The following is a 19,885-nucleotide window of genomic DNA, read 5'->3' on the forward strand; positions in this document are numbered from 1 at the left end:
GTCGGGTGCTGGGCGGGATTCGGCCCAAGGTGCCCCGGCCGCCCGGGGTGAAGCCGGCGGCCGGGCGAGATGACGCATGGCCGGGCCCGCGATCCACTCGCTGCGAGCGTGCCGGGCGCGCGGCGCCGCCGACACGGCGCTTTGCCGCACGCCGTTCGCGGTTGAGCCCGGGTGCGGTGCGGTAATCCCGCAGCGCGGTCTCCGCCGGGGTCGCCGCCGGGGCTCGTCACGGGTCGACGGTGATCTCATGGGCCCAGTGCGACCGGCTCCCGATGATCATGCGGACGTGGTCGCCCGGCCGCAGCGATCCGAGCGGGCGGTGGCCCGGCTCGACGGCGATCCGGCCGACTGGCAGGCGGATCGTCGCGTCCTGGCCGCGCAGCGCGTCCCCGGCGCCGGTGTCGTGCAGGCGCAGGCTCTGCGCGCCGAGATCGACGCTGATGACGTCGCCCTCGGCGCGCATGGTGCCCGACCCGTCCGCCAGGCCCAGCAGCGGGAGTCCGGCCGCGAGGCCGACGCCGGCCGCGATGGCCAGCAACGCCACCTGCCGTCGAGTGTTCAAGAGCTGCTCCCGGAGCCGATCAGGCCCGATCGTGACCGGCCGGCCGCGCCGCGCGGATCCGGGACGGCCCGCACCCCCGTTGCGGTTATGCCGCAGGTCATCGGCACGGCCTACGCTGTGCTCATGGCGAAGTCCCCGCCGTGGCGGATCCTCCTGGCCGACGACCACGCCGTGGTGCGGGCCGGCCTGCGTGCCCTGCTCGCCGCCGACAGCCGCTGCGAGGTGGTCGGCGAGGCGTCCAGCCTGGGTGAGCTCCGCGCCCTGGCCCACGCCCTGCGGCCCGACCTCATCGTGCTGGACCTCAGCTTCGGCGCGGAGCACGCGCTGACCGTCGTGCCCGGCCTGCTCGCGCCGGCAGCGCCGTCAGCGCCGTCAGGGCCGCCGCGCATCGTCGTGCTCACCATGCACGACGACGTCGCCACCGCGCGTCAGGCCCTCACCGCCGGCGTCCAGGGCTACCTGATCAAGGAGTCGGCCGCCGACGAGCTGCTGCGCGCCGTCGAGACGGTCATGTCCGGCTCCACCTACCTGCATCCCGAGCTCGGCGTGCGGATGCTCCGCCAGCCCGAGCCGCCCGCCGACGGGCTCAGCCCGCGCGAACGCCAGGTCCTCGCCCTCGTCGCCCGCGGCCACACCAACGCCGAGATCGCGGAGCAGCTGCTGGTCAGCCTCCGCACCGTGGAGACCCACCGGGCGAACCTCCGCACCCGGCTCAACCTGCACAGCCGCGCCGACCTCGTCGACGCCGCCCGCCTCTTCGGCCTGCTGCCGTGACCGCCGGCCCCGGCACCGGACAACCGGAGGTCTGGGCGGTCGGCGACGCCGCGACGGCTCCGGCCGGATCGGTTCCGTCCCGGATCGCCGTCCGTGCGCTCGCCGCGCTGGGGCTGGCGTCGCTGGCCGCCAGCGTCGTCATCGAGCTCGGCGACCTGCACCCGACCGCGGAGATCGCCACCGGCGCGACCGCCAGCGCCGCGCTGCTGCTGGCCATGGCGTTCAGCCGCGGCACCGACACCCGCGTGCTGCAGCGGCGCGGCCAGCTCCTGATCGGTGCCGGCCTGGCCGCGCTGCTCGTGGTCGCCGCCCTGTGGCAGCTCACCGAGCACGCCGCGCCCCGGGTCCTGCTGCTGCTGATCCCGGTCGCGCTGCTGTTCGCCACCGCCGGCCTGGCCGTCCGCGAGGCCGGCATCCAGCGCCGTCAGGCCCTGGCCCGCGAGCTTCGGGCCCGCATCGACGGCGAGGAGGCCGAACGCCGCCGGTGGGTCCGCGAGCTGCACGACGACACCCTCCAGGAGCTCGCCGCCGTCATGGTCGCGCTCGGGGCCGCCGCCGGCGGTGGCCCCACGGCGCAGCTGCAGGGCATCACCGACGCGCGCGAGCTCGTCGGGCGGCAGATCCAGACGCTGCGCCGCCTGATCGCCCAGATGCGGCCGCTCGCCCTGGACAGTCTCGGCCTCACCGCGGCGATCGAGGACCTGGGCCGGCACGCCCGCGACGCCACCGGGCTCGACATCGAGGTCGCCGCCGAGCCCGTGCCGCGGCTGCCCGGCGACACCGAGATCGCCCTGTACCGCATCGTCCAGGAGGCCCTCACCAACGCCATCCGGCACTCCGGCGCCACCAGCATCACGATCCGCACCGCCACGCACCCGGGCACGCTCGAGGTCAGCATCACCGACAACGGCGACGGCCGGCCGGACCGCGGCTTCACGCTCGGCCACGGCATCACCGGCATGCACGAGCGGGCCGGAGCGGCGGGGGCACGCCTGAGCATCACGGCCGCGCCCGGCGGCGGCACGACGGTGCGCCTGCGCCTGCCGGCCCCGACGACCCCGGCCTGACCCGCAAGCGGCGCACGAGCCTGACGCTCCCCGTGCCTGAGTTCAGTAGCTGAACGTGGTCGCGCCCTCGTCGCCGATCCACTGCCACATCGGCACGGTCCCGCCAAGCTCCGCGCCGTCGATCAGCCGGGTCTTGTCCAGGTGGCGGGCGTCGAAGCAGATCGGGCACACCAGGTAGCGCCCGCCCGCGGCCGCGTAGCGCGCCACGAGGTCGGCCAGCGGCGGGCAGCCCTCGCACGCCACGGCGGTCGCGACGCCGGGCACGGCCAGCCGGGCCGCCTCCTTCGTCAGGAACATCAGGGTCGGGCGGCCGGACTCGGCCGCCCCCACCGCGACGAGGAAGGCGACGGTCACCTTCTCGGCGTCCTCCAGCCCGGTGATGAGGCTGACCACGGCCTTACCGCTCATGATGATCTCCATTCGGCGTTTTGGTGGGCGAACGGTAACGCCGCAACCCAAGAGCGGTCCTGGGCAGAAGTCCCCATATTGGTGCGCCGCCGGAGCCCGCGCGCGGCGCCTGAACCCGACATAAGGTCAACGGGTGAGTCCCGAGACATTACTGCTGATCGCGCTGGGTGCCCTCGCCGTCGTGACCGGGGTCCGGTGGATCGGCGAGCGGACGGGGCTGCCCGCCGCCGCACTGCTGCCGGTCATCGGCATCCTCTACGCGCTGCTGCCCGGGCCCAACATCGAGCTCGAACCGCACATCGTGTTGACGTTCATCCTGCCGCCGCTGCTGTACTCGGCCGCGCTGGACTCGTCGCTGCTGGCGATCCGGGCCAACCTCCGCATCGTGATCGGGCTGTCCGTGCTGCTCGTGCTGGCCACGGCGCTGCTCATCGGGGCCGGGTTCGGGCTGTTCGTGACCGGGGCCACACTCGCGGCGGGGGTGGCCGTCGGGGCCGCGGTCGCGCCGCCCGACCCGGTCGCCGCGCTCGCCGTCGGGCGGAAGGTCGGGCTGCCGCCGCGGCTCATCACGATCATCCAGGGCGAGGGGCTGCTCAACGACGCGACGGCGCTGACGATTCTCAACGTCGCCGTCGCCGCGGCCGTGGGCGGGCACTTCTCGTTCCCGATGGCCGCGGGGCTGTTCCTGCTCGCGGCGGTCGGGGGTGCCGCGGTCGGCATCGGGGTCGCGTTCGCGGTGCGGATGCTGCGCCCGATCGCCAAGGACGCGCTGCTGGCCAACGCGGTGTCGCTGGCCACACCGTTCGTCGCCTACCTGGTGGGCGAGCGGCTGCACGTGTCGGGCGTGCTCGCCGTGGTGGTCGCGGGGCTGATCGTCGGGCACGACACGCCGCGCTCGGGGACCGGGGCCAGCCGGCTGCAGACGAGCGCGGTCTGGCGGCTCGTGGACTTCCTGCTGGAGGGGCTGGTCTTCCTGCTCATCGGGCAGCAGTTGCCGGCGGTGCTGCGGGGGCTCAGGCAGTACGACATCAGCACCATCGTGACCGCGCTCGTCATCTCGGTCGGGGTCACGCTGCTGCTGCGGCCGGTGTGGCTGGCCCTGACGCAGGCCGCGCACCTGCTGCTGCGCCGCGAGGACGAGGGGCTCGCCAGGCGCGAGATCGCGGCGCTGAGCTGGGCCGGGACGCGGGGCGTGATCAGCCTCGCGGCGGTGTTCACGATCCCGCTGACCACGGACGCGGGCGACGCCTTCCCGGACCGGGACCTGCTGCTGTTCTGCACGTTCGTGGTGGTGCTCGTCACGCTGGTCGGGCAGGGGATCACGTTCGCGCCACTGGTGCGGCTGCTGGGGCTGCGGCACAACGAGGTGGACGAGGCCCGGATGCGCAACGAGGCGCGGGCGGCGGCGGTGCACGCGGCGCTGGACCGGCTGGACGACCTCGAGGAGGACGAGCCGGCCGAACGGCCCGAGATCGACGCGCTGCGCACCAAGTTGCAGGAGCGGCTGCGGCGGTACGAGCACCGCCTGGACGTCCTGCAGAACGCCGACAGCGACGAGCTGCCGGTGTCGGAGCGCTACGAGGCGGCGCTGCGCATCCGCCGCCTGGCGATCGAGGCGCAGCGCGAGGAGCTGCTGCGCCGGCGGGATGCGGGCACGCTGCCCGACGAGGCCCTGCGCCGGCTCGAGCGGGAGCTCGACCACGAGGAGCGCGTGCTGCCCGACCGGCCGAACTAATCCCATCTGGTGAGTGGGATTGACGAACGGCGGCCATCTTCACTACATTGCCTACTCATTAAGTAGACAACGTCGACTTTGACTTCAAGGATGGCTCCGTGAAGCTGCGTACCCGTGTGCTCGCTGTCAGTGCAGCGTTACTCCTCCCCGGGACCGCGCTGAGCGCCTGCGCCGGCACCGCGGACAACTCCACCTCGGCCGACGGCAACGGCGCCGTGACCCTCTCCCTCGTGGCCTACTCGACCCCGCAGGCGGCCTACGAGGCGCTCATCGCCGCCTACCAGAAGACCGACGCGGGCAAGAACATCAAGTTCACCCAGTCCTACGGCGCCTCCGGCGACCAGAGCCGCGCCGTGGCCAGCGGGCTCAAGGCCGACATCGTCGCCTTCTCGCTGGAGCCGGACATCACGCGGCTCGTGACCGCCAAGCTCGTCGACGCGAGCTGGAACAGCGACCAGTACAAGGGCATGATCACCGACTCCGTCGCGGTCATCGGCACCCGCAAGGGCAACCCGAAGAACCTCAAGACGTGGGACGACATCGCCAAGCCGGGCGTGCAGGTGCTCACGCCGAACCCGTTCACCTCCGGCGGCGCGAAGTGGAACATCCTCGCCGGCTACGGCGCCAAGTCCAGCAAGGGCAAGGACGCGGCGGCCGGGGCGGCCTACCTCGACGCGCTGTTCAAGAACGTGCCGGTGCAGGACAACAGCGGCCGCGCCTCGCTGCAGACGTTCACCAGCGGCAAGGGCGACGCCTTCATCTCCTACGAGAACGAGGCCCTCTTCGCGCAGAAGAACGGCCAGGCCGTCGACTACACCGTGCCGGACGACACGATCCTGATCGAGAACCCGATCGCGGTCACCACGAACAGCGCGCACCCGGCCGAGGCCAAGGCGTTCCTGGACTGGCTGCACACGCCCGCGGCGCAGAAGATCTACGCCGAGAACGGCTACCGCCCGGTGGTCAAGGACGCCGGCGGCCCCTCGTTCCCGAACCCGTCGGGCCTGTTCACGATCAGTGACCTGGGCGGCTGGTCGAAGGTGAACAAGGAGCTGTTCGACCCGGGCAACAGCGTCATGGCCTCGATCGAGCAGAAGCTCGGCATCTCCACCTCGGCCGCCCCGAGCCCGGCGGCGTCCAAGTAATGTCCGCCACGGCCGTTCAGAAGCCCACCGGGTCCGGCTCCGCGCCGGGCCCGGCCGGGCCGCGTGTGCACCGGCGCCGGCCGCCGGTCGGCACCGCCCTCAGCCTCGGCACGGCGGTGCTGTACCTCAGCCTCATCGTGCTCATCCCGCTCGCCGCCGTCGTGTGGCGCTCGACCGAGGGCGGCTGGGACACGTTCTGGCGCGCCGTGCAGACCCCCGACGCGTGGGCGGCGCTGAAGCTCACCGTCGGCGCCTCCCTCGTCGTCGCCGTCATCAACGTCGTCATGGGCACCGTCATCGCCTGGGTGCTGGTGCGCGACAACTTCCCGGGCAAGTCGATCGTCGACACGCTCATCGACCTGCCGTTCGCGCTGCCGACCATCGTCGCGGGGCTGGTCCTGCTGGCGCTGTACGGCACCAGCAGCCCCCTGCACATCAACCTCGCCTACACCCGGGTCAGTGTCGGAGTGGCCCTGCTCTTCGTGACGCTGCCGTTCGTGGTGCGCACCGTGCAGCCCGTGCTGCGCGAGCTCGACCGGGACATGGAGCAGGCGGCGTACTCGCTGGGCGCCTCCCCCGCCACGACGTTCCGCCGGATCATCCTGCCGAACCTCGCCCCCGCCATGATCTCGGGCGCGGGCCTGGCCTTCACCCGGGCCATCGCCGAATACGGCTCGACGAACCTGCTCACCGGCAGCATCCCGTTCGAGACCCAGGTGTCGGCGGTCAACATCTTCGGCCGCATCGAGAGCGACGACACCACGTCCGCCGCCGCGATCTCGACCGTGCTGCTCGTCGTCGCGTTCGTGGTGCTGATCGCCCTCGACCTCTTCCAGCGCTGGAGTGCCCGCCGTGGCTAAGTACCCGTTGCGCGTCCTCGCCCTGGTGTACCTGCTGTTCCTCCTGGTGCTCCCGGTCGGTCTGGTCATCTGGCGGACCTTCGAGCACGGCCTGCGACCGATCATCGACACGCTGACGTCGGACAACGCCACCCACGCCTTCGCCGTCACGCTCTCGGTGGCGGTCTGGGCCGTGCTGGCCAACACCCTCTTCGGCGTCGTCGCCGCGCTGCTGCTCGTGCGGCACCGGTTCCCCGGCAAGCGGCTGCTGAGCGCGCTCATCGACCTGCCGCTCGCCGTGTCGCCCGTGGTCGTCGGCCTCGCGCTGATCCTGGTGTACGGCAAGTTCGCCCCGGCCGGCGGCTGGCTGGAGCGCAACGGCCTGCAGATCATCTTCTCGCTGCCCGGCATGGTCCTGGCCACCATCTTCGTCTCCCTCCCCCTCGTCGTGCGCGCGATCGTGCCCGTGCTGGAGGAGATGGGCGACGAGCAGGAGCAGGCGGCGCACACCCTCGGCGCGTCCCGCTGGCAGACCTTCCTGCGCATCACGATCCCCGGCATCCGCGCCGCGCTCGGCTACGGCGTGGTGCTCTGCCTGGCCCGCGCGCTGGGCGAGTACGGCGCGGTCGCCGTCGTCTCCGGCCGCCTCGTGGGCCAGACCCAGACCGCGACGCTGTTCGTCGAGGAGCGCTACCAGAACTACGACCAGACCGCGGCCTTCACCACCGCCAGCGCCCTGGCCCTGATCGCCATCGTCATCCTGCTCGTCACCAAGCTCCTGCGGCCGAAAGAGAACGCCTGATGGCCATCGAAGTCCGCGACGTGAACAAGTCGTTCGGCAAGACCCCGGTCCTGCGCGACATCTCCGTCGACATCGCCTCCGGCTCCCTCACCGCACTGCTCGGCCCGAGCGGCGGCGGCAAGTCCACGCTGCTGCGCGTCATCGCCGGCCTCGAGCGCCCCGACACCGGCAGCGTGCACATCAACGAGGTCGACGCGACCGGCCTGACCCCGCAGCGGCGCAACGTGGGTTTCGTGTTCCAGCACTACGCGGCGTTCAAGCACATGACGGTGTACCGCAACGTCGCCTTCGGCCTCGAGGTCCGCCGCCGCCCGAAGGCCGACATCCGCAAGCGCGTCATGGAGCTGCTCGAGCTCGTCCACCTCGACCAGTTCGCCGACCGGTACCCGGCCCAGCTCTCCGGCGGCCAGCGTCAGCGCATGGCCCTGGCCCGCGCCCTCGCCCCGGAGCCGGAGGTGCTGCTGCTCGACGAGCCGTTCGGCGCGCTGGACGCCCAGGTCCGCAAGGAGCTGCGCACCTGGCTGCGCCGCCTGCACGACGAGGTCCACGTCACCACCGTCTTCGTCACCCACGACCAGGAGGAGGCGATGGACGTGTCCGACTCGATCGTCGTGCTCGCCGACGGCGTCGTGCAGCAGGTCGGCACGCCCGGCGAAATCTACGAGAACCCGGCCAACCCGTTCGTGATGAGCTTCCTCGGCCCCGTCACCCACCTCGACGGCAAGCTGGTGCGCCCGCACGACGTGGCCCTGTCCCGCGAGCCCGGCGGCACCGAGGCGACCGTCACGCGCGTGGTCTCGCTCGGCTTCGAGGTCCGCATCGAGGCCAGGGCCGGCGACCGCGACGTGTGGGCCCAGCTGACCCGGGCCGGCGCGAAGGCCATCGACGTCAAGCCCGGCGACACCGTGTACTTCAGCCCGTCCGCCGAGGCCCGGACCTTGGCCGCTGTGTGACGCCGACCGTTCGCATGCTTCCCAAGCGCATCGAGTACTCGATCCGGGCCCTGGTCGTCCTGGCCGGGTCCGCCCCGCAGACGGTCAAGGCCCAGGACGTCGCCGACGCCCAGGACATCCCGGCCGGCTACCTGTACGACCTGCTGGCCGACCTGCGCCGCGCGGACCTGGTGCAGGTCCAGCGCGGCACGGGCGGCGGCTACGCCCTCGCCCACCCGCCGGCGTCACTGACCCTGGGCGAGATCGTGCGCCGGTTGGACGGCCCGGGCCAGGACCCGCCGGCGGGCCACGACCTGCCGGTGGACCACGCCATCGAACGCCTGCACCACCTGTGGGATCGGGCCAACCGCGTCCGCCTGGACTACCTGGACGCGGTGACCCTGGCCGATCTCATCAACCACGCCCGCTGAGACCCCGGCTCAGGACTCCGACTCGGGCGCCGGCTTCTTCCAGGTCATCTTGACGTTGAAGGTCGCCTCGGCGGTGCCCTTCGCGACGATGAGCCCGCACCCGCCGCCGACCTTGAGCCCGAGCTGCAGCTCCAGCTCGTCGGGCCGATGCTCCTTGAGCCGCCGCACGACGTAGTTCAGGGCCGGCATCACGCTGTCCATCGAGCCGGCCAGCGTGTACGGCAGCATCATCACCGCGTCCTGCACGGAGACCAGGGACACCGCCTCGTCCAGGTCCCGGGGGCTCACCTCGATCTCGATGAAGTCCGCCGTACCGTCGCCGATCGGCATGCGACCAACCGCCACGCCCGCCGCTCCCTTCGCAGAGACCGCCATGTATGCGGCCATCGTAGCGGCGCCAACACCCGCCTGTGACGATCCGTCCGGGTAGTGGTCGCCGCCCGAACGGGGCGGCGGCTAGGGCTTGACGGCGTGGGCGCCCACGAAGGACGGGGTCCACACGACGGTGCCGTGGTCCGTCGCGTCCGCGCGGATGCGGTCGGCCAGCGTGTCCAGCTCCAGGTCGTCCGGGTCGGCCACGCCCAGCTTCGCCATCGCCGGGGACAGGCTGCGGGTCACCGCCGCGAGCCAGGCGTAGCCGCCGAAGTCCGGGCCGCCGCCGGTCAGGGCCTCGTCCAGCATCGCCGGGGCGGGCAGGCCCGCGGCCCGGAACGCGGCGAAGAGCCCGCGGCCCATGCGGACCTGCATCCCGGCGCGGCGGAAGGTCTCGATCACCAGGCGGCCGGTGTCGGTCCAGAGGGACTGCTCCGGCAGGGAGCGGGACGGGATCGACGGGTCCAGGTCGAGCTCCTGGAACGCGAGCACGCCGCCCGGGCGGACCCTCGCGGCGATGTGCCGCAGCGCCTCGGCCGGGTCGGCGCGGTACATGAGGACCAGGCGGCCCACGGCGGCGTCGAAGGGACCGTCGAGGTCGACACTGGCCGCGTCGCCCTCGACGAAGCGGACGTGGTCCAGCCCCAGCGCGCGGGCGCGGCCGCGGGCGACGGTCAGCACGGCGGGGTCGACGTCCACGCCGACGACCGAGCCCGCCGGGCCGACCAGCGAGGCGGCGAGCAGGGCCACGTCGCCGGAGCCGCTTCCGACGTCGAGCACGCGCATGCCGGGGCCGAGGCCGGCCGCGCGGAGGAGGCGTTCGGTGGTGCCGTGCAGGAAGGCGGCTTGCCGCCCGAGGCGCTCGTACTCTTCCTGAGTACGCGCCAGTGCGTACGCCGGATCGGCGGATGAATACTCCATGAGCCCAGAGGGTCCTCCGCCGCGCCCGGACGCGCAGTCGGCAACGCGCTACCCGCCCGTTGAACCCGCGGGGCGGCGCGTGCGTGGGGGTGATCCCGGCTCGGCGGCGCCCTGCGTGGGCAGTGTCGGGGGCGCCGCCGAGCCGGTGGTCCACTACACGCCGGCGGGCCGGCCGCGGCGCGCGTAGTCGTCGTACTCGGCGCCGAACCGGGCGCGCAGGTCCCGCTCCTCGAACCGGATGCCGACCAGGATGTAGCCGCTGGCGGCGACGGCGAAGAAGAGGTGCCCGGCGGTCATGTGCGGGGTGGCCCAGAACGTGATCGCCAGGCCGAGCATCATCGGGTGGCGGACCAGCGCGTACAGGCCGCCGCGGACGAAGCCCGGCTCGTGGTACGCCCGCCGCCGCAGGTGCGTCCACGCCTGCTTCAGGCCGAGGAAGTCGGCGTGGTCGACGGCGAACGTGGACCACACGACGAGCACCCACCCGGCCGCGAACAGCACCCAGATCGCGGCCGCGAAGGGCCCGCCGACCCGCCAGATCCCGGCCGGCACCGGCTGCCAGAGGCCGAAGATCGCGAACAGGACGAGGGCGGAGGCGAGGACGTACGTGCTGCGCTCCACCGGCGCCGGGATGCGCCGCTTGAACCAGGCGCGGGCCATCACCGTGTGCTGGGCGGCGAAGGCGAGCAGGAGCGCGCCGTCGATCGCGAGCGCCGCCGCGGCCGGCCGGGTCGCGGGGCCGTCCCCGCGCACGAGGAACACGGCCGCCCAGGCGGCGCTGATCAGGAAGCACGCGTACGCGATGACGGCGTACCCGGCGATGACGAGGCGCATGCGCAGATCGTCCGGCACGGGGACGGCCCGGCGCAGTGGGGAAAATACCTCAGTTCGCGCCGTACCAGGCGGCGATCTGGGCCCGCGACCGGAAGCCCATCCGGGCGCGGATCCGCTCGACGTGGGCCTCGGCCGAGCGCTCGGTGATGCCGAGGCGCTCCCCGATCTCGCGGTTCGTGCACCCCTCGGCGATGAGCGCGGCGACCTCGCGCTGCCGGGCGGTGAGCGTCAGCGCGGCGCCCCGGTGCCGGGCCGGCAGCCCGAGGAACCGCCGGATGGCGCCGGTCAGGGGCCGGGTGTCGCCGATGTACGGCAGGTGCGAGCGCCCCGCGACCGCCTCGAACCGCGCGTGCGCGATGCCCTCGGCCAGCCGCCGGCCCTCGGCGAGCGGGGCGGCCCGGTCGCGGTCGCGGTGCAGGACCAGCGTCGGCGCGGCGATGTCCGGGAGCAGGTCGAGCACGTCGACGCGGTACGCGAGCTCGAGCATCGCGCACGCCGTCGCGGCGTCGGAGGACTCGCGCTGGTAGCGGGCGAACGCGGTGCGGGTCGCGGCGTCGGTGTCGGCATCGGGCGCGAAGACGTCGGCCAGCAGATTCGAGGCCAGACCCCAATGCTGCCGTACCAATCCCAGCACATGATGCCGCAGCTCCGGCGACGCGATGTCGGCCCCGCGGGCCCATCCGCCGTAGAGCACGAGCCGCCGGACGGTGTCCGGGTGCCGCGCGGCCCACGTTGCGGCGACGGCCGCGCCGAGCGAGATGCCCATGAGGTCGAACCGCTCGAGCCGGGCCGCGCCGACGACCGCTTCGAGCGCGTCGAGCTCGTCGTCCATCGTGTACTCGGCGCCGGGCGCCGCGGCCGTCGACAGCCCGATGCCGGGCTTGTCGTAGCGGATGAGCCGCCGCCCGTCGGCGAGGGCCTCGTAGAAGGCACGCTCGGCGGGCAGCGCCCAGCTGCGCTCGAGGTGGCCGATCCAGCCGGAGACGTACACCAGCGGCGGCCCGGTCCCGGTGACCGCGTAGGCGATCCGCGCCCCGGCGGCCGACCCGGTGACGGCGATCCTCTGACCCATCGAGGCCATTCTGCCGCGCCGCGCCGGAACGGGTTGGAACGGGTTCGCCGACGGGGCCGGCCGCCGCGTCACCGGCGTCGAGCCTCTCGGCTACGACAGCATCTTGCGCGACTTGAGGTAGCGCACCAGATCGTCGTACGCACCGCCCTCGTTGGCGAACATCGCCACATTGCGGGCCGCGGCGAACCAGGGGCCGGTGGACGGGCGCACCTCCTTGAGCGCCCGTTCCAGGTCGCGCTGCTCGATCGGGCGGACCTCGCCCCGCTCGATCGAGTCCTCGATGGCGAACTCGGCCGCCGTCTCGCACAGGTGGGCCAGGTCCGCCCCGGAGAAGTCGGCGGTGTCCGGGACCAGCCGGGCCAGGTCGATGCCGGCGATCGGCCGGTCGCGCAGGTGGTAGCGCAGGATGCTCTCCCGGGCCGGCCCGTCCGGCGGCTCGACCAGCGCGACGCGGTCGAGCCGGCCGGGCCGACGCAGGGCCACGTCGACGTCCCACGGGGTGTTGGTGGCGGCCAGCACGAACACGCCGTCGTTGTTGCCGTCCACGCCGTCAAGCTCGGTGAGCAGCTGGTTGCCGATGTTGCGCAGCCAGGCGGAGTTGAGCTTGGAACGCTGGTGGCCCAGGGCGTCGATCTCGTCGAGGAACAGCACGCAGGGCGCGCTGCGGCGAGCCGATTCGAACAGCTCGTGCAGGTTGCGCTCGGAGTTGCCGATCCACATGTCGAGGACGTCCACAATGGACAGGGAGATGAAGCGGGCCCCCAGCTCGCCGGCGACCGCGCGGGCCAGGAAGGTCTTGCCGCAGCCCGGCGGGCCGTAGAGCAGCAGGCCGCCGCGGAGGCTCTTACCGTACAACCGCCGCAGTTCGGGGTTGCGCAGCGGGCCCAGGAAGGCCAGCTCGAGGCGCCGCTTGACCGCGGCCATCCCGCCCACGTCGGCCAGGCGCACGGTAGGCACCTCGACGTCGTAGTCCCGATCCGCCTCGCCGGCCGCCGGCTCCGGCCGGTCCACATCGGACGCCGCGAACCGAGGCGGCGGCGCGATGTCCTTGAGCTCCTCCTCGTAGGCGGCCAGCGGATCGAGGGCACGCTGCATGAGCGCGATCGCGGCGGGGTTCCCGGGCTCGCGGGCCAGCACCCGCCCGATGTCGGCGACCGCCTCCGGGCCGCGGCCGGCCTCGAGCAGCAGCTCGGCGAGGTGCAGACGAAGGATCGCGTCGTCCGGGCGGGCCTCGAGCGCGGCCCGCAGCGACGCGATGATCGGGGAGTCGGCCATGCCTAATATTGACGCATGACGGTTGGAACGGGGGCCGCGCGGCTCGCCCGCGCCCGCGCGCTGCTCGACGTCGGCCGGCCCCGGGCGGCCCGGCGCGAGATCACCGCCTTCCTCGCCCAGGAGCCGCACCACCACGAGGCCCTGTGCCTGCTCGCGCGGGCCGAGGGCAGCCTGCGCGACGGCCCCGCGATGCTCGACGCGGCCGGGCGCGCGGTCGAGGCCGACCCCGGCCACCAGTACGGCCACATCATGCTGGCGACCGCGAACCTGCGCCTCGAGGACTGGCCCGCGGCCCGGGCCGCCGCGCTGGAGGCCATCCGCCTGGGGCCGGACGAATGGCTGCCCCACACCATCCTGGCCTGGGCCGAACTGCGCCTGATCCACCCGCTCACCGCCCTGCGCACCGCCGCGCGCGCCGTGCGCCTCGCCCCGCAGGAGGCCGGCGCCCACTACATGCGCGGCACGCTGCTCGACACCGTGGGCTTACACCGCAAGGCCCGCCGGTCGTACCGCCACACGCTCGCGATCGACCCCCAGCACTCCGCCGCCCTGGTCCGCCTGGCCCGCCTCGAAATCCTCCGCAACCGCCTGCCGGCGGCGGCTGCCCACCTGAGCGCCGTGCTGTCCGCCTCGCCCACCGACCCCGCCGCCCGCACCCAGCTGGACCGGCTGCTGCAGTCCGGCCTCGGCGGCTCGGCCCTGGAGGCGGTGTGGATCGCGGGCGCGCTCGGCCTGTTCACCATGTACCCGTGGATGTGGCCCGCCGTGGCCCTCGCCCCCGCCCTGTGGTGCGTGCGCGCCGCGCGGACGTGGCGCGCCCTGGCCCCGGGCCTGCGGACGTATGCCCGGCAGCTGCTGCACACCTCCCGGACCCGGGTGGCCCTGCTGGCGGCCTGCGTCCTGACCGCCGTGACGCTGACCGTCTGCGGTTCGCTGCAGGACCCCGGCGCCACCGTGCCGGCCTGGCTGCTCCTCCCGATCGCCGCCCACGCCCTGACCCTCCTCGCCGCCGTGACCGTGCCCGCGATCACGACCCGCCGCACCGCCGCACCCCGGTCGACCACCGCCCCACCCCGCCCGACCGGCCGCACCGCCGAGTGGGGCGTGCGCCGGGCCGCCGCCGGCGCGATGTTCGCGTTCGGGTTGTGGATGCTGCTCGACCCGCCCTCGTGGGCATCCGGCCACACGCCAGGCATCGCCGCGGCCGCCGCCACGTTGGCCGGGATCCGGGTCCTGATGCGGCCCCCGGAGGACCCCCAGTAGGCCGCATCACAGCTTCAGTGCTGCCCGCGGCGCTGAGCACCCGGTGGCCGAGACCGCGATACAGTCCGGGTATGCCGATCGAGGTCGCCCGCGGCGAGCCGTTTCCGGTCGCGACCGAGGCCGATGTCGCCGCGCTGGTCGAGCGGCTCGGGCCGACGGCCGGGAACGAGCGGCAGCGCGGCGCGCTCGGCGACCACTTCGCCTACGAGCCCGACAACGACGGCGGAGGGACGGCAGCCGTGGTACTGCGGCCGTACGATGCGAACCGGCTGACCGCCTCCACCGCGACGAACTTCAACTGAGCGCCATGCGGCTCGGGATCGTCGGCGCGGGAGAGGTGGCCTGGCGGCACGCGGCCGCGGCCGAGGGGGTCGGCGGGCTCACGCTCGCCGTGGTCGCCGACCGGGATCCAGGGCGGGCGGAGCGGCTCGCGGAGCGTTTCGGGGCCCGCGCCGCCGCCGGGCCGGACGAGGTGTTCGCCGGGGCGGACCTCGTCGTGCTCGCGGTGCCGCACGCCGACCACGAGGAGCTGGCGCTGCGCGCGGCCGCGGCCGGGCGCACGGTGCTCGTCGAGAAGCCCCTCGCGGTCTCGGCCGCGGCGTGCGACCGGATCATCGTGGCGGCCGGGGACCGGCTCGTGGTCGGGCAGCAGGGGCGGTTCTTCGCCCAGGTGCGGGCCGCGCGCGAGGAGCTGGCCGGGCTCGGGCGGCCGCTGCTGTACCTCGAGCGGCGCTCGACCGACTACGCGCGCCCCGACCGGCCGGCCTGGTTCACCGATCCCGCGCGGGCCGGCGGCGGGATCGCGATGCTCGTCGGGGTGCACAGCATCGACCGCGCGGGCTGGCTGCTCGGCGCGCGGCCGGTGGCGGTCGCCGGGTCGGTCGCGGCCCCGGCCGGGTCGCCGGTGGAGACGTCGGCGGCGGCGACGCTCTACCTCGACAATGGCGTGCGGGCGCATCTGACGCTCGTGGACTCGCCGGAGTTCTTCCACGAGACCACGATCGTGTGCGAGCGGGGCACGCTGACGGTCGACCCGGCCGGGGTGAGCGTCGGCGTGCGGCGGGTGCTCGAGGTCGACGGCGACCGGGAGTACACCCTCTCCTTCCGGCGGCAGTACGAGGCGATCCTGCGCGGCGAGCCGACGGCGACCCCGGAGGAGGGGCGGCGCGCGGTCGCCACGGTCGAGGCGTGGTACCGCTCCGCCGCCTCCGGTGGCCGGCCGCAACCGGTCGCGTCCGCCGGGACGCCGTGACGCCCGGGCCGCGTCAGGCCTGCTCGCCGTCCAGGGCCAGAGTCGCGGCCCGCCGGCCGCAACCGGTCGCGTCCGCCGGGACGCCGTGACGCCCGGGCCGCGTCAGGTCTGCTCGCCGCCGAGGGCCAGGGTCGCGGCCCGCAGCTCGTCGAGGGCCGCCCGCGTGTAGGGCCCGAGCTCGGCCCGGGCGTCGTCGCCCTCGGACCAGGCCTGGAAGCCGCGCTTGAACGCCAGCACGCCGAGCTCCCCGGCGAGGGCGGCGATCGGGTCGGGCACGCCGCGGGCGGCCAGGGCGGCCGTCATGGCGGCCGCGAGCCCGACGCTCTTGAGGGCGTCGCGCTCCTGCAGCTCGGCACTGGCCGCGACGGCCGCCCGCAGGCGCGGGCCGAGCTCGCGGTTCATCGGACCCATCGCGCTCGCCGCGCGGTCGAGCCCGGCCGCGACCGCCTCGAGCGGGCCGGCGCCCGGGGCCGCGTCGGCGATCCCCTCGGTCAGCAGGCGGCTCAGGGTTTCCTGGCCCGCCACCAGGATCTCGCGCTTGTCCTGGAAGTGCCGGAAGAAGGTGCTCTTCGTGACGCCGGCCCGCTCGGCGATCTGCGCGACCGTCGTGTCGTCGAAGCCCTGCTCGGTGAACAGGTCGACCGCGGCCACGACCAGTCGTTCACGCGCCCCCGGTTCCCATCGAGCCATGAACCCATCATAGGTGACGGGACCTTTGTCCCATCACCCTGGTACAGTGACGGGACAAGAGTCCCATCACTGTTGGAGCAAGTCATGCGCGTCTTCATCACCGGCGGCAGCGGCCTCATCGGCTCCGCGGTCGTCGCCGAGCTCCTCGGCCACGGCCACACCGTCCTCGCCCTCGCCCGCTCCGAGGCCTCCGCGCTCGCGCTCAAGGGGGCCGGCGCCGAGACCCTCAGCGGCGGCCTCGCCGACCTCGACGTGCTGCGCGCCGGGGCGGCCCGGGCCGACGGCGTGATCCACCTGGCCTTCAGCAATGACTTCAGCAGCGCTGAGGCCGTCGGCCGGGCGGTCGCCGAGGAGAGCGCGGCCCTCGCGGCCCTCGGCGAGGCGCTCGTCGGCAGCGACCGGCCCCTCGTCACCGTCTCCGGCACCCCGGCGGTGCCCGGCCGCGCCTCCACCGAGGCCGACCCGGCGCCGACGGAGGGCCCGGTCGGCGCCCGCGGCCGCTCGGTCCGGGCAATCCTGGACCTCGCCGGGCGCGGGGTCCGCAGCACCGCCGTGCGCCTGCCCCGCACGGTCCACAACGAGGGTCAGGGCGGCTTCGCGGGCCTGCTGACCGGCATCGCGCGCCAGACCGGCGTCGCGGGCTACCCCGGCGACGGCGCCCAGCGGTGGCCGGCCGTGCACGCCCTCGACGCGGCCTCGCTCTTCCGCATCGCGCTGGAGTCGGCGCCGGCCGGCACCAGCTGGCACGCCGTGGCCGACGAGGGCGACGCCGTGCGCGACATCGCCGCGGTGATCGGCCGCCGCCTCGGCCTGCCGGTCGAGCCGGTCCCGGCGGAGTCCTTCGGCCCGCTCGGCCCGATCTTCGCGGCCGACCAGCCGTCGTCGAGCGCCCACACGCGGGAGACGCTCGGCTGGACCCCGGCGCACCCGAGCCTGCTGCAGGACCTGGAGCTGCTGCGGCCCTGAGCCGTCAGGCGACCGGGAAGTCGTAGTACGTATCCGGGAACGGCTCGTCGGCGAGGGTGTAGTGCCACCACTCCTTCGGGTAGTTCGCGAAGCCGCCGGCGGACATGAGACCCGTCAGCAGGTCCCGGTCCGCGCGCTGGGCCGCGCTCACACCCGCCGCCGCCGTGTGCGCCAGCGGGTCGAAGCAGTCGAAGCCGGTGCCCATGTCGATGGTGTCGTCCGGGAACCGCTGCGCCGCCGGGGCGGTGCAGGACACCAGCGGGTCGCCGGGGTGGTACGCCGGCCCGGTGCGGCCGGGCAGCGCCACCAGCGTCAGGTCCAGCGTGCTGCCCCGGCTGTGCGCGGTCGGGCCGCCGATGTAGCCGTCGTCGAAGAGCGCCGACTTGTCCACCTGCGGGTAGAACTCGGCCTTCATGCGCTGATCGGCGTCGCCGGACCAGTGCACGAAGTCGTCGACGGCCCGCTGGGGCCGGTAGCAGTCGTAGACCTTGAGGCTGTAGCCCCGCGCCAGGGCGCTCTGCTGCACCCGGTGCAGCGCCTCGGCCGCCTGGCGGGCGAGCAGGCACCGCGGCGCCAGATACCCGGTGACCGGCCGCCCGACGAAGTTGTGCGCGGTGGCGTAGCGGATGTCGAGCAGGATGCTGTCGTCCACGTCGGTCACGGACACGAAGCCGGGCGGCAGCGGGGCGGAGGACGCCGACGGCGACCCGGCCGGGCTCGAAGCCGGCGACGGCGACGGCGACGGCGACGAAGGCCCTGCCGCGCGAGCCGTGGCGGAGGCGGACGACGGGGGCGCGGGCTGGGCCGGACCGCCGCACGCGGCCAGCAGCAGACCGGCCATCAGGGCAATGAGCAGGCGCACGGCCGGATTATTCGGGGTCCGTCCCGGTCGATGCGACGCCGTCCTTCGCACCCGCCACCCGGCGAACCGCCGCCGCGACGTAACCATCGCCGCCACTCGCGGGTCATATCCATATGCGGACCGTGACACTGCTCAGCTGCCTGCTGCTCCTCGCCGCCTGCGCCGCGCCCGCGCCGGCCCCCGGCGAGCCGGCCGTCTCCGCGAAGCCCGGCCCGCCGAGCCCCACGCCGAGGTGGTGCGGGGAGCCGCAGCTCGACGACCGGCAGGTGGCCCTGCCCGGCGAGCACGGCACCTACCTGGCCGGCTACCTGCTCGGCGCCGGCGACGTCACCCTGGTCGTCGTGCCCCAGGCGAGCGCCACCGCCTGCTCCTGGCTGGCGTGGGCGAAGGACAAGGCGGCGGCCGGGTACCGCGTGCTCGCCTTCGACTTCAACGGCGAGGGCCGCTCCGGCCGCGCCGAGACCGGCCACGCCTCCGACGACGTCACCGCCGCCGTGGCGTTCGCCCGCACCGGCGCCACCGGGCCGGTGGTCATCGTCGGCGCCTCCAGGGGCGCGACGGCCGCCCTGGTCGCCGCGGCCCGCCTCGACCCGCCGCCCGCCGCGGTGATCAGCCTCTCCGGCCCCGGCGACTACGCCGGCGAGAGCGCCCTGGACGCGGTGCCGCGGCTGACCGCGCCGGTGCTGTACCTGGCCGCCACCGCCGACGGCCGGTTCACGGAAGACGCCCGGGCGATGTACGACGCGACCCCGGGCGAACGCCGCACGCTCACCGTGGTCCCGGGCCGGCTGCACGGCACTGCCCTGCTCACCATCGCCGCCGAGGGCGCCACCGAGGCGGCGAAGGCCGTCGACGACTTCCTGCGGGCGACCGCCCCGCCCCGGGCCTGACCCGATGTCAGCGCGGCAGCCGGTACACCGACACGTGCTTGGTCGAGTCGCCCGTGAACTCGGTGCCGGACCAGTCGGCGTGCCGGGACTCCAGGGTGAACCCGGCGAGCCGGCCCATCAGGTCCATCTCCGACGGCCAGATGTACCGGTGCGGGCTGCGCGTCAGCCGCGCCTGCCGGGCGTCGCCGAAGTCGAACGTGAAGTGGTGCGACACGATCCGCTGGTTGAGCACGTCGAAGGTGTCCAGGCCCAGGTATCCGGGCTCGGAGCCGAACACGACCGCGCTCTGCGTCGGCGGGAGCCGGCGCAGGTCGGGCACCTCCAGCTCGACGACGAACCGGCCGCCCGGGACGAGGTGCCGGGCCGCGTTGCGGAAGCACGCGACCTGCTCGTCCTGGGTCAGCAGGTTCGAGATCGTGTTGAACACCAGATAGACGAGGGTGTACTCCCCCGGCGCCGTCGCATGCGCCATGTCCCCGGCCACGACCGGGATCTCGTCCGCGCCGGCCTTGGCCCGCAGCCGCGCCAGCATCGGCCCCGACAGCTCGATCCCGGTCACCGGCACGCCCGCGCCGCGCAGCGGCACCGCGATGCGCCCGGTGCCGATCGCGAACTCCAGCGCCCGCCCGCCCCCGGCGAGCGACGCCAGCCGCGCCACGACCGGATCGACCTCGGCGGGCGCGAACATCCCCTCCCCCGGCGTGTCGTACCGAGCGGCGATCTCGTCGTCCCAGACCTCGTCCTGACCCATGCGCTCGACACTTTCGCGCCGTCGCGCCGGTTGTCCAGTCAA

At 74.1% G+C, this 19,885-nt stretch carries 23 protein-coding genes; 13 read left to right on the plus strand and 10 right to left on the minus strand.

The features are described 5' to 3' along the window. Nucleotides 1-226: 226 nt before the first annotated feature. Nucleotides 227-562, minus strand: coding sequence for a hypothetical protein (locus ABT369_RS46525; RefSeq protein ID WP_350623057.1), 336 nt, complete (start codon nucleotides 560-562; stop codon nucleotides 227-229). Nucleotides 563-685: 123 nt separating this feature from the next. Here ABT369_RS46525 and ABT369_RS46530 point away from each other — a divergent pair, with 123 nt between their 5' ends. Together ABT369_RS46530 and ABT369_RS46535 are read left to right on the plus strand one after the other, a co-directional pair. Beyond that, entirely contained in the window at nucleotides 686-1,336 is a 651-nt protein-coding gene (locus ABT369_RS46530; protein WP_350623059.1) for a LuxR C-terminal-related transcriptional regulator, read from the plus strand. After that, nucleotides 1,333-2,403, plus strand: a complete 1,071-nt coding sequence (locus ABT369_RS46535) for a sensor histidine kinase (RefSeq protein WP_350623061.1) — start codon at nucleotides 1,333-1,335, stop codon at nucleotides 2,401-2,403. The genes ABT369_RS46530 and ABT369_RS46535 overlap by 4 nt, the downstream gene beginning before the upstream one ends. Nucleotides 2,404-2,445: 42 nt before the next feature. Here the strand turns inward: ABT369_RS46535 and ABT369_RS46540 are convergent, their stop codons facing one another. Then, nucleotides 2,446-2,811, minus strand: coding sequence for a DsrE family protein (locus tag ABT369_RS46540; protein WP_350623063.1), 366 nt, complete (start codon nucleotides 2,809-2,811; stop codon nucleotides 2,446-2,448). A gap of 133 nt (nucleotides 2,812-2,944) precedes the next feature. On the opposite strand from ABT369_RS46540, the gene ABT369_RS46545 reads away from it, so the two are divergent. The 6 genes from ABT369_RS46545 (at nucleotide 2,945) to ABT369_RS46570 (ending at nucleotide 8,695) form a co-directional block, all read left to right on the plus strand. Further along, on the plus strand, nucleotides 2,945-4,546 hold the full coding sequence (locus ABT369_RS46545; protein WP_350623065.1) for a Na+/H+ antiporter: 1,602 nt from the start codon (nucleotides 2,945-2,947) through the stop codon (nucleotides 4,544-4,546). 98 nt (nucleotides 4,547-4,644) lie between these two features. Further along, nucleotides 4,645-5,691, plus strand: a complete 1,047-nt coding sequence (locus ABT369_RS46550; RefSeq protein WP_350623067.1) for a sulfate ABC transporter substrate-binding protein — start codon at nucleotides 4,645-4,647, stop codon at nucleotides 5,689-5,691. Beyond that, on the plus strand, nucleotides 5,691-6,551 hold the full coding sequence (gene cysT, locus ABT369_RS46555) for a sulfate ABC transporter permease subunit CysT (RefSeq protein ID WP_350623069.1): 861 nt from the start codon (nucleotides 5,691-5,693) through the stop codon (nucleotides 6,549-6,551). The genes ABT369_RS46550 and cysT overlap by 1 nt, the downstream gene beginning before the upstream one ends. Further along, the gene (locus tag ABT369_RS46560; protein WP_350623071.1) at nucleotides 6,544-7,332 is read left to right on the plus strand and encodes a sulfate ABC transporter permease; all 789 of its coding nucleotides are present in this window, start codon (nucleotides 6,544-6,546) and stop codon (nucleotides 7,330-7,332) included. Before cysT ends, ABT369_RS46560 begins: the two co-directional genes overlap by 8 nt. After that, nucleotides 7,332-8,285: a sulfate/molybdate ABC transporter ATP-binding protein gene (locus ABT369_RS46565; RefSeq protein WP_350623073.1), complete on the plus strand. Its 954-nt coding sequence runs from the start codon at nucleotides 7,332-7,334 to the stop codon at nucleotides 8,283-8,285. Before ABT369_RS46560 ends, ABT369_RS46565 begins: the two co-directional genes overlap by 1 nt. Nucleotides 8,286-8,299: 14 nt before the next feature. Further along, a complete protein-coding gene (locus ABT369_RS46570) occupies nucleotides 8,300-8,695 on the plus strand; it encodes an Rrf2 family transcriptional regulator (protein ID WP_350623075.1) in 396 nt (131 codons plus the stop codon). A 9-nt stretch (nucleotides 8,696-8,704) separates the two neighbouring features. Here ABT369_RS46570 and ABT369_RS46575 read toward each other — a convergent pair whose 3' ends face one another. The 5 genes from ABT369_RS46575 to ABT369_RS46595 all read right to left on the minus strand — a co-directional run bounded on the left by ABT369_RS46575 (nucleotide 8,705) and on the right by ABT369_RS46595 (nucleotide 13,169). Then, on the minus strand, nucleotides 8,705-9,040 hold the full coding sequence (locus ABT369_RS46575; protein ID WP_350623077.1) for a CU044_2847 family protein: 336 nt from the start codon (nucleotides 9,038-9,040) through the stop codon (nucleotides 8,705-8,707). A 111-nt stretch (nucleotides 9,041-9,151) separates the two neighbouring features. Beyond that, nucleotides 9,152-9,988, minus strand: coding sequence for a class I SAM-dependent methyltransferase (locus tag ABT369_RS46580; protein WP_350623079.1), 837 nt, complete (start codon nucleotides 9,986-9,988; stop codon nucleotides 9,152-9,154). 153 nt (nucleotides 9,989-10,141) lie between these two features. Then, nucleotides 10,142-10,822 (minus strand): methyltransferase family protein, encoded by a 681-nt coding sequence (locus ABT369_RS46585; protein ID WP_350623081.1) that lies wholly within the window; start codon nucleotides 10,820-10,822, stop codon nucleotides 10,142-10,144. Nucleotides 10,823-10,871: 49 nt separating this feature from the next. After that, complete coding sequence (locus tag ABT369_RS46590) at nucleotides 10,872-11,894, minus strand: alpha/beta fold hydrolase (RefSeq protein ID WP_350623083.1); 1,023 nt, start codon at nucleotides 11,892-11,894, stop codon at nucleotides 10,872-10,874. 90 nt (nucleotides 11,895-11,984) lie between these two features. Further along, entirely contained in the window at nucleotides 11,985-13,169 is a 1,185-nt protein-coding gene (locus tag ABT369_RS46595; protein ID WP_350623085.1) for an ATP-binding protein, read from the minus strand. A 15-nt stretch (nucleotides 13,170-13,184) separates the two neighbouring features. Here ABT369_RS46595 and ABT369_RS46600 point away from each other — a divergent pair, with 15 nt between their 5' ends. The 3 genes from ABT369_RS46600 to ABT369_RS46610 all read left to right on the plus strand — a co-directional run bounded on the left by ABT369_RS46600 (nucleotide 13,185) and on the right by ABT369_RS46610 (nucleotide 15,684). Further along, a complete protein-coding gene (locus ABT369_RS46600; protein ID WP_350623087.1) occupies nucleotides 13,185-14,432 on the plus strand; it encodes a tetratricopeptide repeat protein in 1,248 nt (415 codons plus the stop codon). Nucleotides 14,433-14,503: 71 nt separating this feature from the next. Next, complete coding sequence (locus ABT369_RS46605) at nucleotides 14,504-14,734, plus strand: hypothetical protein (RefSeq protein WP_350623089.1); 231 nt, start codon at nucleotides 14,504-14,506, stop codon at nucleotides 14,732-14,734. Between the two features lie 5 nt (nucleotides 14,735-14,739). Beyond that, nucleotides 14,740-15,684 (plus strand): Gfo/Idh/MocA family protein, encoded by a 945-nt coding sequence (locus tag ABT369_RS46610; RefSeq protein ID WP_350623091.1) that lies wholly within the window; start codon nucleotides 14,740-14,742, stop codon nucleotides 15,682-15,684. 102 nt (nucleotides 15,685-15,786) lie between these two features. Here the strand turns inward: ABT369_RS46610 and ABT369_RS46615 are convergent, their stop codons facing one another. Further along, nucleotides 15,787-16,374 (minus strand): TetR/AcrR family transcriptional regulator, encoded by a 588-nt coding sequence (locus ABT369_RS46615; protein WP_350623093.1) that lies wholly within the window; start codon nucleotides 16,372-16,374, stop codon nucleotides 15,787-15,789. A gap of 84 nt (nucleotides 16,375-16,458) precedes the next feature. Here ABT369_RS46615 and ABT369_RS46620 point away from each other — a divergent pair, with 84 nt between their 5' ends. Further along, a complete protein-coding gene (locus ABT369_RS46620) occupies nucleotides 16,459-17,340 on the plus strand; it encodes an SDR family oxidoreductase (RefSeq protein ID WP_350623095.1) in 882 nt (293 codons plus the stop codon). 4 nt (nucleotides 17,341-17,344) lie between these two features. On the opposite strand, the gene ABT369_RS46625 is transcribed toward ABT369_RS46620, so the two are convergent. Next, nucleotides 17,345-18,202 (minus strand): M15 family metallopeptidase, encoded by an 858-nt coding sequence (locus ABT369_RS46625; RefSeq protein ID WP_350623097.1) that lies wholly within the window; start codon nucleotides 18,200-18,202, stop codon nucleotides 17,345-17,347. Nucleotides 18,203-18,315: 113 nt separating this feature from the next. Here ABT369_RS46625 and ABT369_RS46630 point away from each other — a divergent pair, with 113 nt between their 5' ends. Further along, nucleotides 18,316-19,092 carry an alpha/beta hydrolase family protein gene (locus ABT369_RS46630; RefSeq protein ID WP_350623099.1) on the plus strand — a complete coding sequence of 259 codons (777 nt, stop codon included), beginning with the start codon at nucleotides 18,316-18,318 and terminating at the stop codon, nucleotides 19,090-19,092. Nucleotides 19,093-19,099: 7 nt separating this feature from the next. On the opposite strand, the gene ABT369_RS46635 is transcribed toward ABT369_RS46630, so the two are convergent. Then, entirely contained in the window at nucleotides 19,100-19,843 is a 744-nt protein-coding gene (locus ABT369_RS46635) for a class I SAM-dependent DNA methyltransferase (RefSeq protein ID WP_350623101.1), read from the minus strand. Nucleotides 19,844-19,885: the final 42 nt, after the last annotated feature.

It is taken from the genome of Dactylosporangium sp. NPDC000244, assembly GCF_040300725.1.
Lineage (GTDB): Bacteria > Actinomycetota > Actinomycetes > Mycobacteriales > Micromonosporaceae > Dactylosporangium.

What these genes read in the sequence shown, in the direction of transcription:
- ABT369_RS46540 (WP_350623063.1), bottom strand. Translation starts at nt 2,811, where the DNA reads ATGAGCGGTAAGGCCGTGGTCAGCCTCATCACCGGGCTGGAGGACGCC.
- cysT (WP_350623069.1), top strand. Translation starts at nt 5,691, where the DNA reads ATGTCCGCCACGGCCGTTCAGAAGCCCACCGGGTCCGGCTCCGCGCCG.
- ABT369_RS46605 (WP_350623089.1), top strand. Translation starts at nt 14,504, where the DNA reads ATGCCGATCGAGGTCGCCCGCGGCGAGCCGTTTCCGGTCGCGACCGAG.
- ABT369_RS46580 (WP_350623079.1), bottom strand. Translation starts at nt 9,988, where the DNA reads ATGGAGTATTCATCCGCCGATCCGGCGTACGCACTGGCGCGTACTCAG.
- ABT369_RS46600 (WP_350623087.1), top strand. Translation starts at nt 13,185, where the DNA reads ATGACGGTTGGAACGGGGGCCGCGCGGCTCGCCCGCGCCCGCGCGCTG.
- ABT369_RS46595 (WP_350623085.1), bottom strand. Translation starts at nt 13,169, where the DNA reads ATGGCCGACTCCCCGATCATCGCGTCGCTGCGGGCCGCGCTCGAGGCC.
- ABT369_RS46610 (WP_350623091.1), top strand. Translation starts at nt 14,740, where the DNA reads ATGCGGCTCGGGATCGTCGGCGCGGGAGAGGTGGCCTGGCGGCACGCG.
- ABT369_RS46630 (WP_350623099.1), top strand. Translation starts at nt 18,316, where the DNA reads ATGCGGACCGTGACACTGCTCAGCTGCCTGCTGCTCCTCGCCGCCTGC.
- ABT369_RS46615 (WP_350623093.1), bottom strand. Translation starts at nt 16,374, where the DNA reads ATGGCTCGATGGGAACCGGGGGCGCGTGAACGACTGGTCGTGGCCGCG.
- ABT369_RS46570 (WP_350623075.1), top strand. Translation starts at nt 8,300, where the DNA reads ATGCTTCCCAAGCGCATCGAGTACTCGATCCGGGCCCTGGTCGTCCTG.
- ABT369_RS46585 (WP_350623081.1), bottom strand. Translation starts at nt 10,822, where the DNA reads ATGCGCCTCGTCATCGCCGGGTACGCCGTCATCGCGTACGCGTGCTTC.
- ABT369_RS46565 (WP_350623073.1), top strand. Translation starts at nt 7,332, where the DNA reads ATGGCCATCGAAGTCCGCGACGTGAACAAGTCGTTCGGCAAGACCCCG.
- ABT369_RS46620 (WP_350623095.1), top strand. Translation starts at nt 16,459, where the DNA reads ATGCGCGTCTTCATCACCGGCGGCAGCGGCCTCATCGGCTCCGCGGTC.
- ABT369_RS46635 (WP_350623101.1), bottom strand. Translation starts at nt 19,843, where the DNA reads ATGGGTCAGGACGAGGTCTGGGACGACGAGATCGCCGCTCGGTACGAC.
- ABT369_RS46590 (WP_350623083.1), bottom strand. Translation starts at nt 11,894, where the DNA reads ATGGGTCAGAGGATCGCCGTCACCGGGTCGGCCGCCGGGGCGCGGATC.
- ABT369_RS46530 (WP_350623059.1), top strand. Translation starts at nt 686, where the DNA reads ATGGCGAAGTCCCCGCCGTGGCGGATCCTCCTGGCCGACGACCACGCC.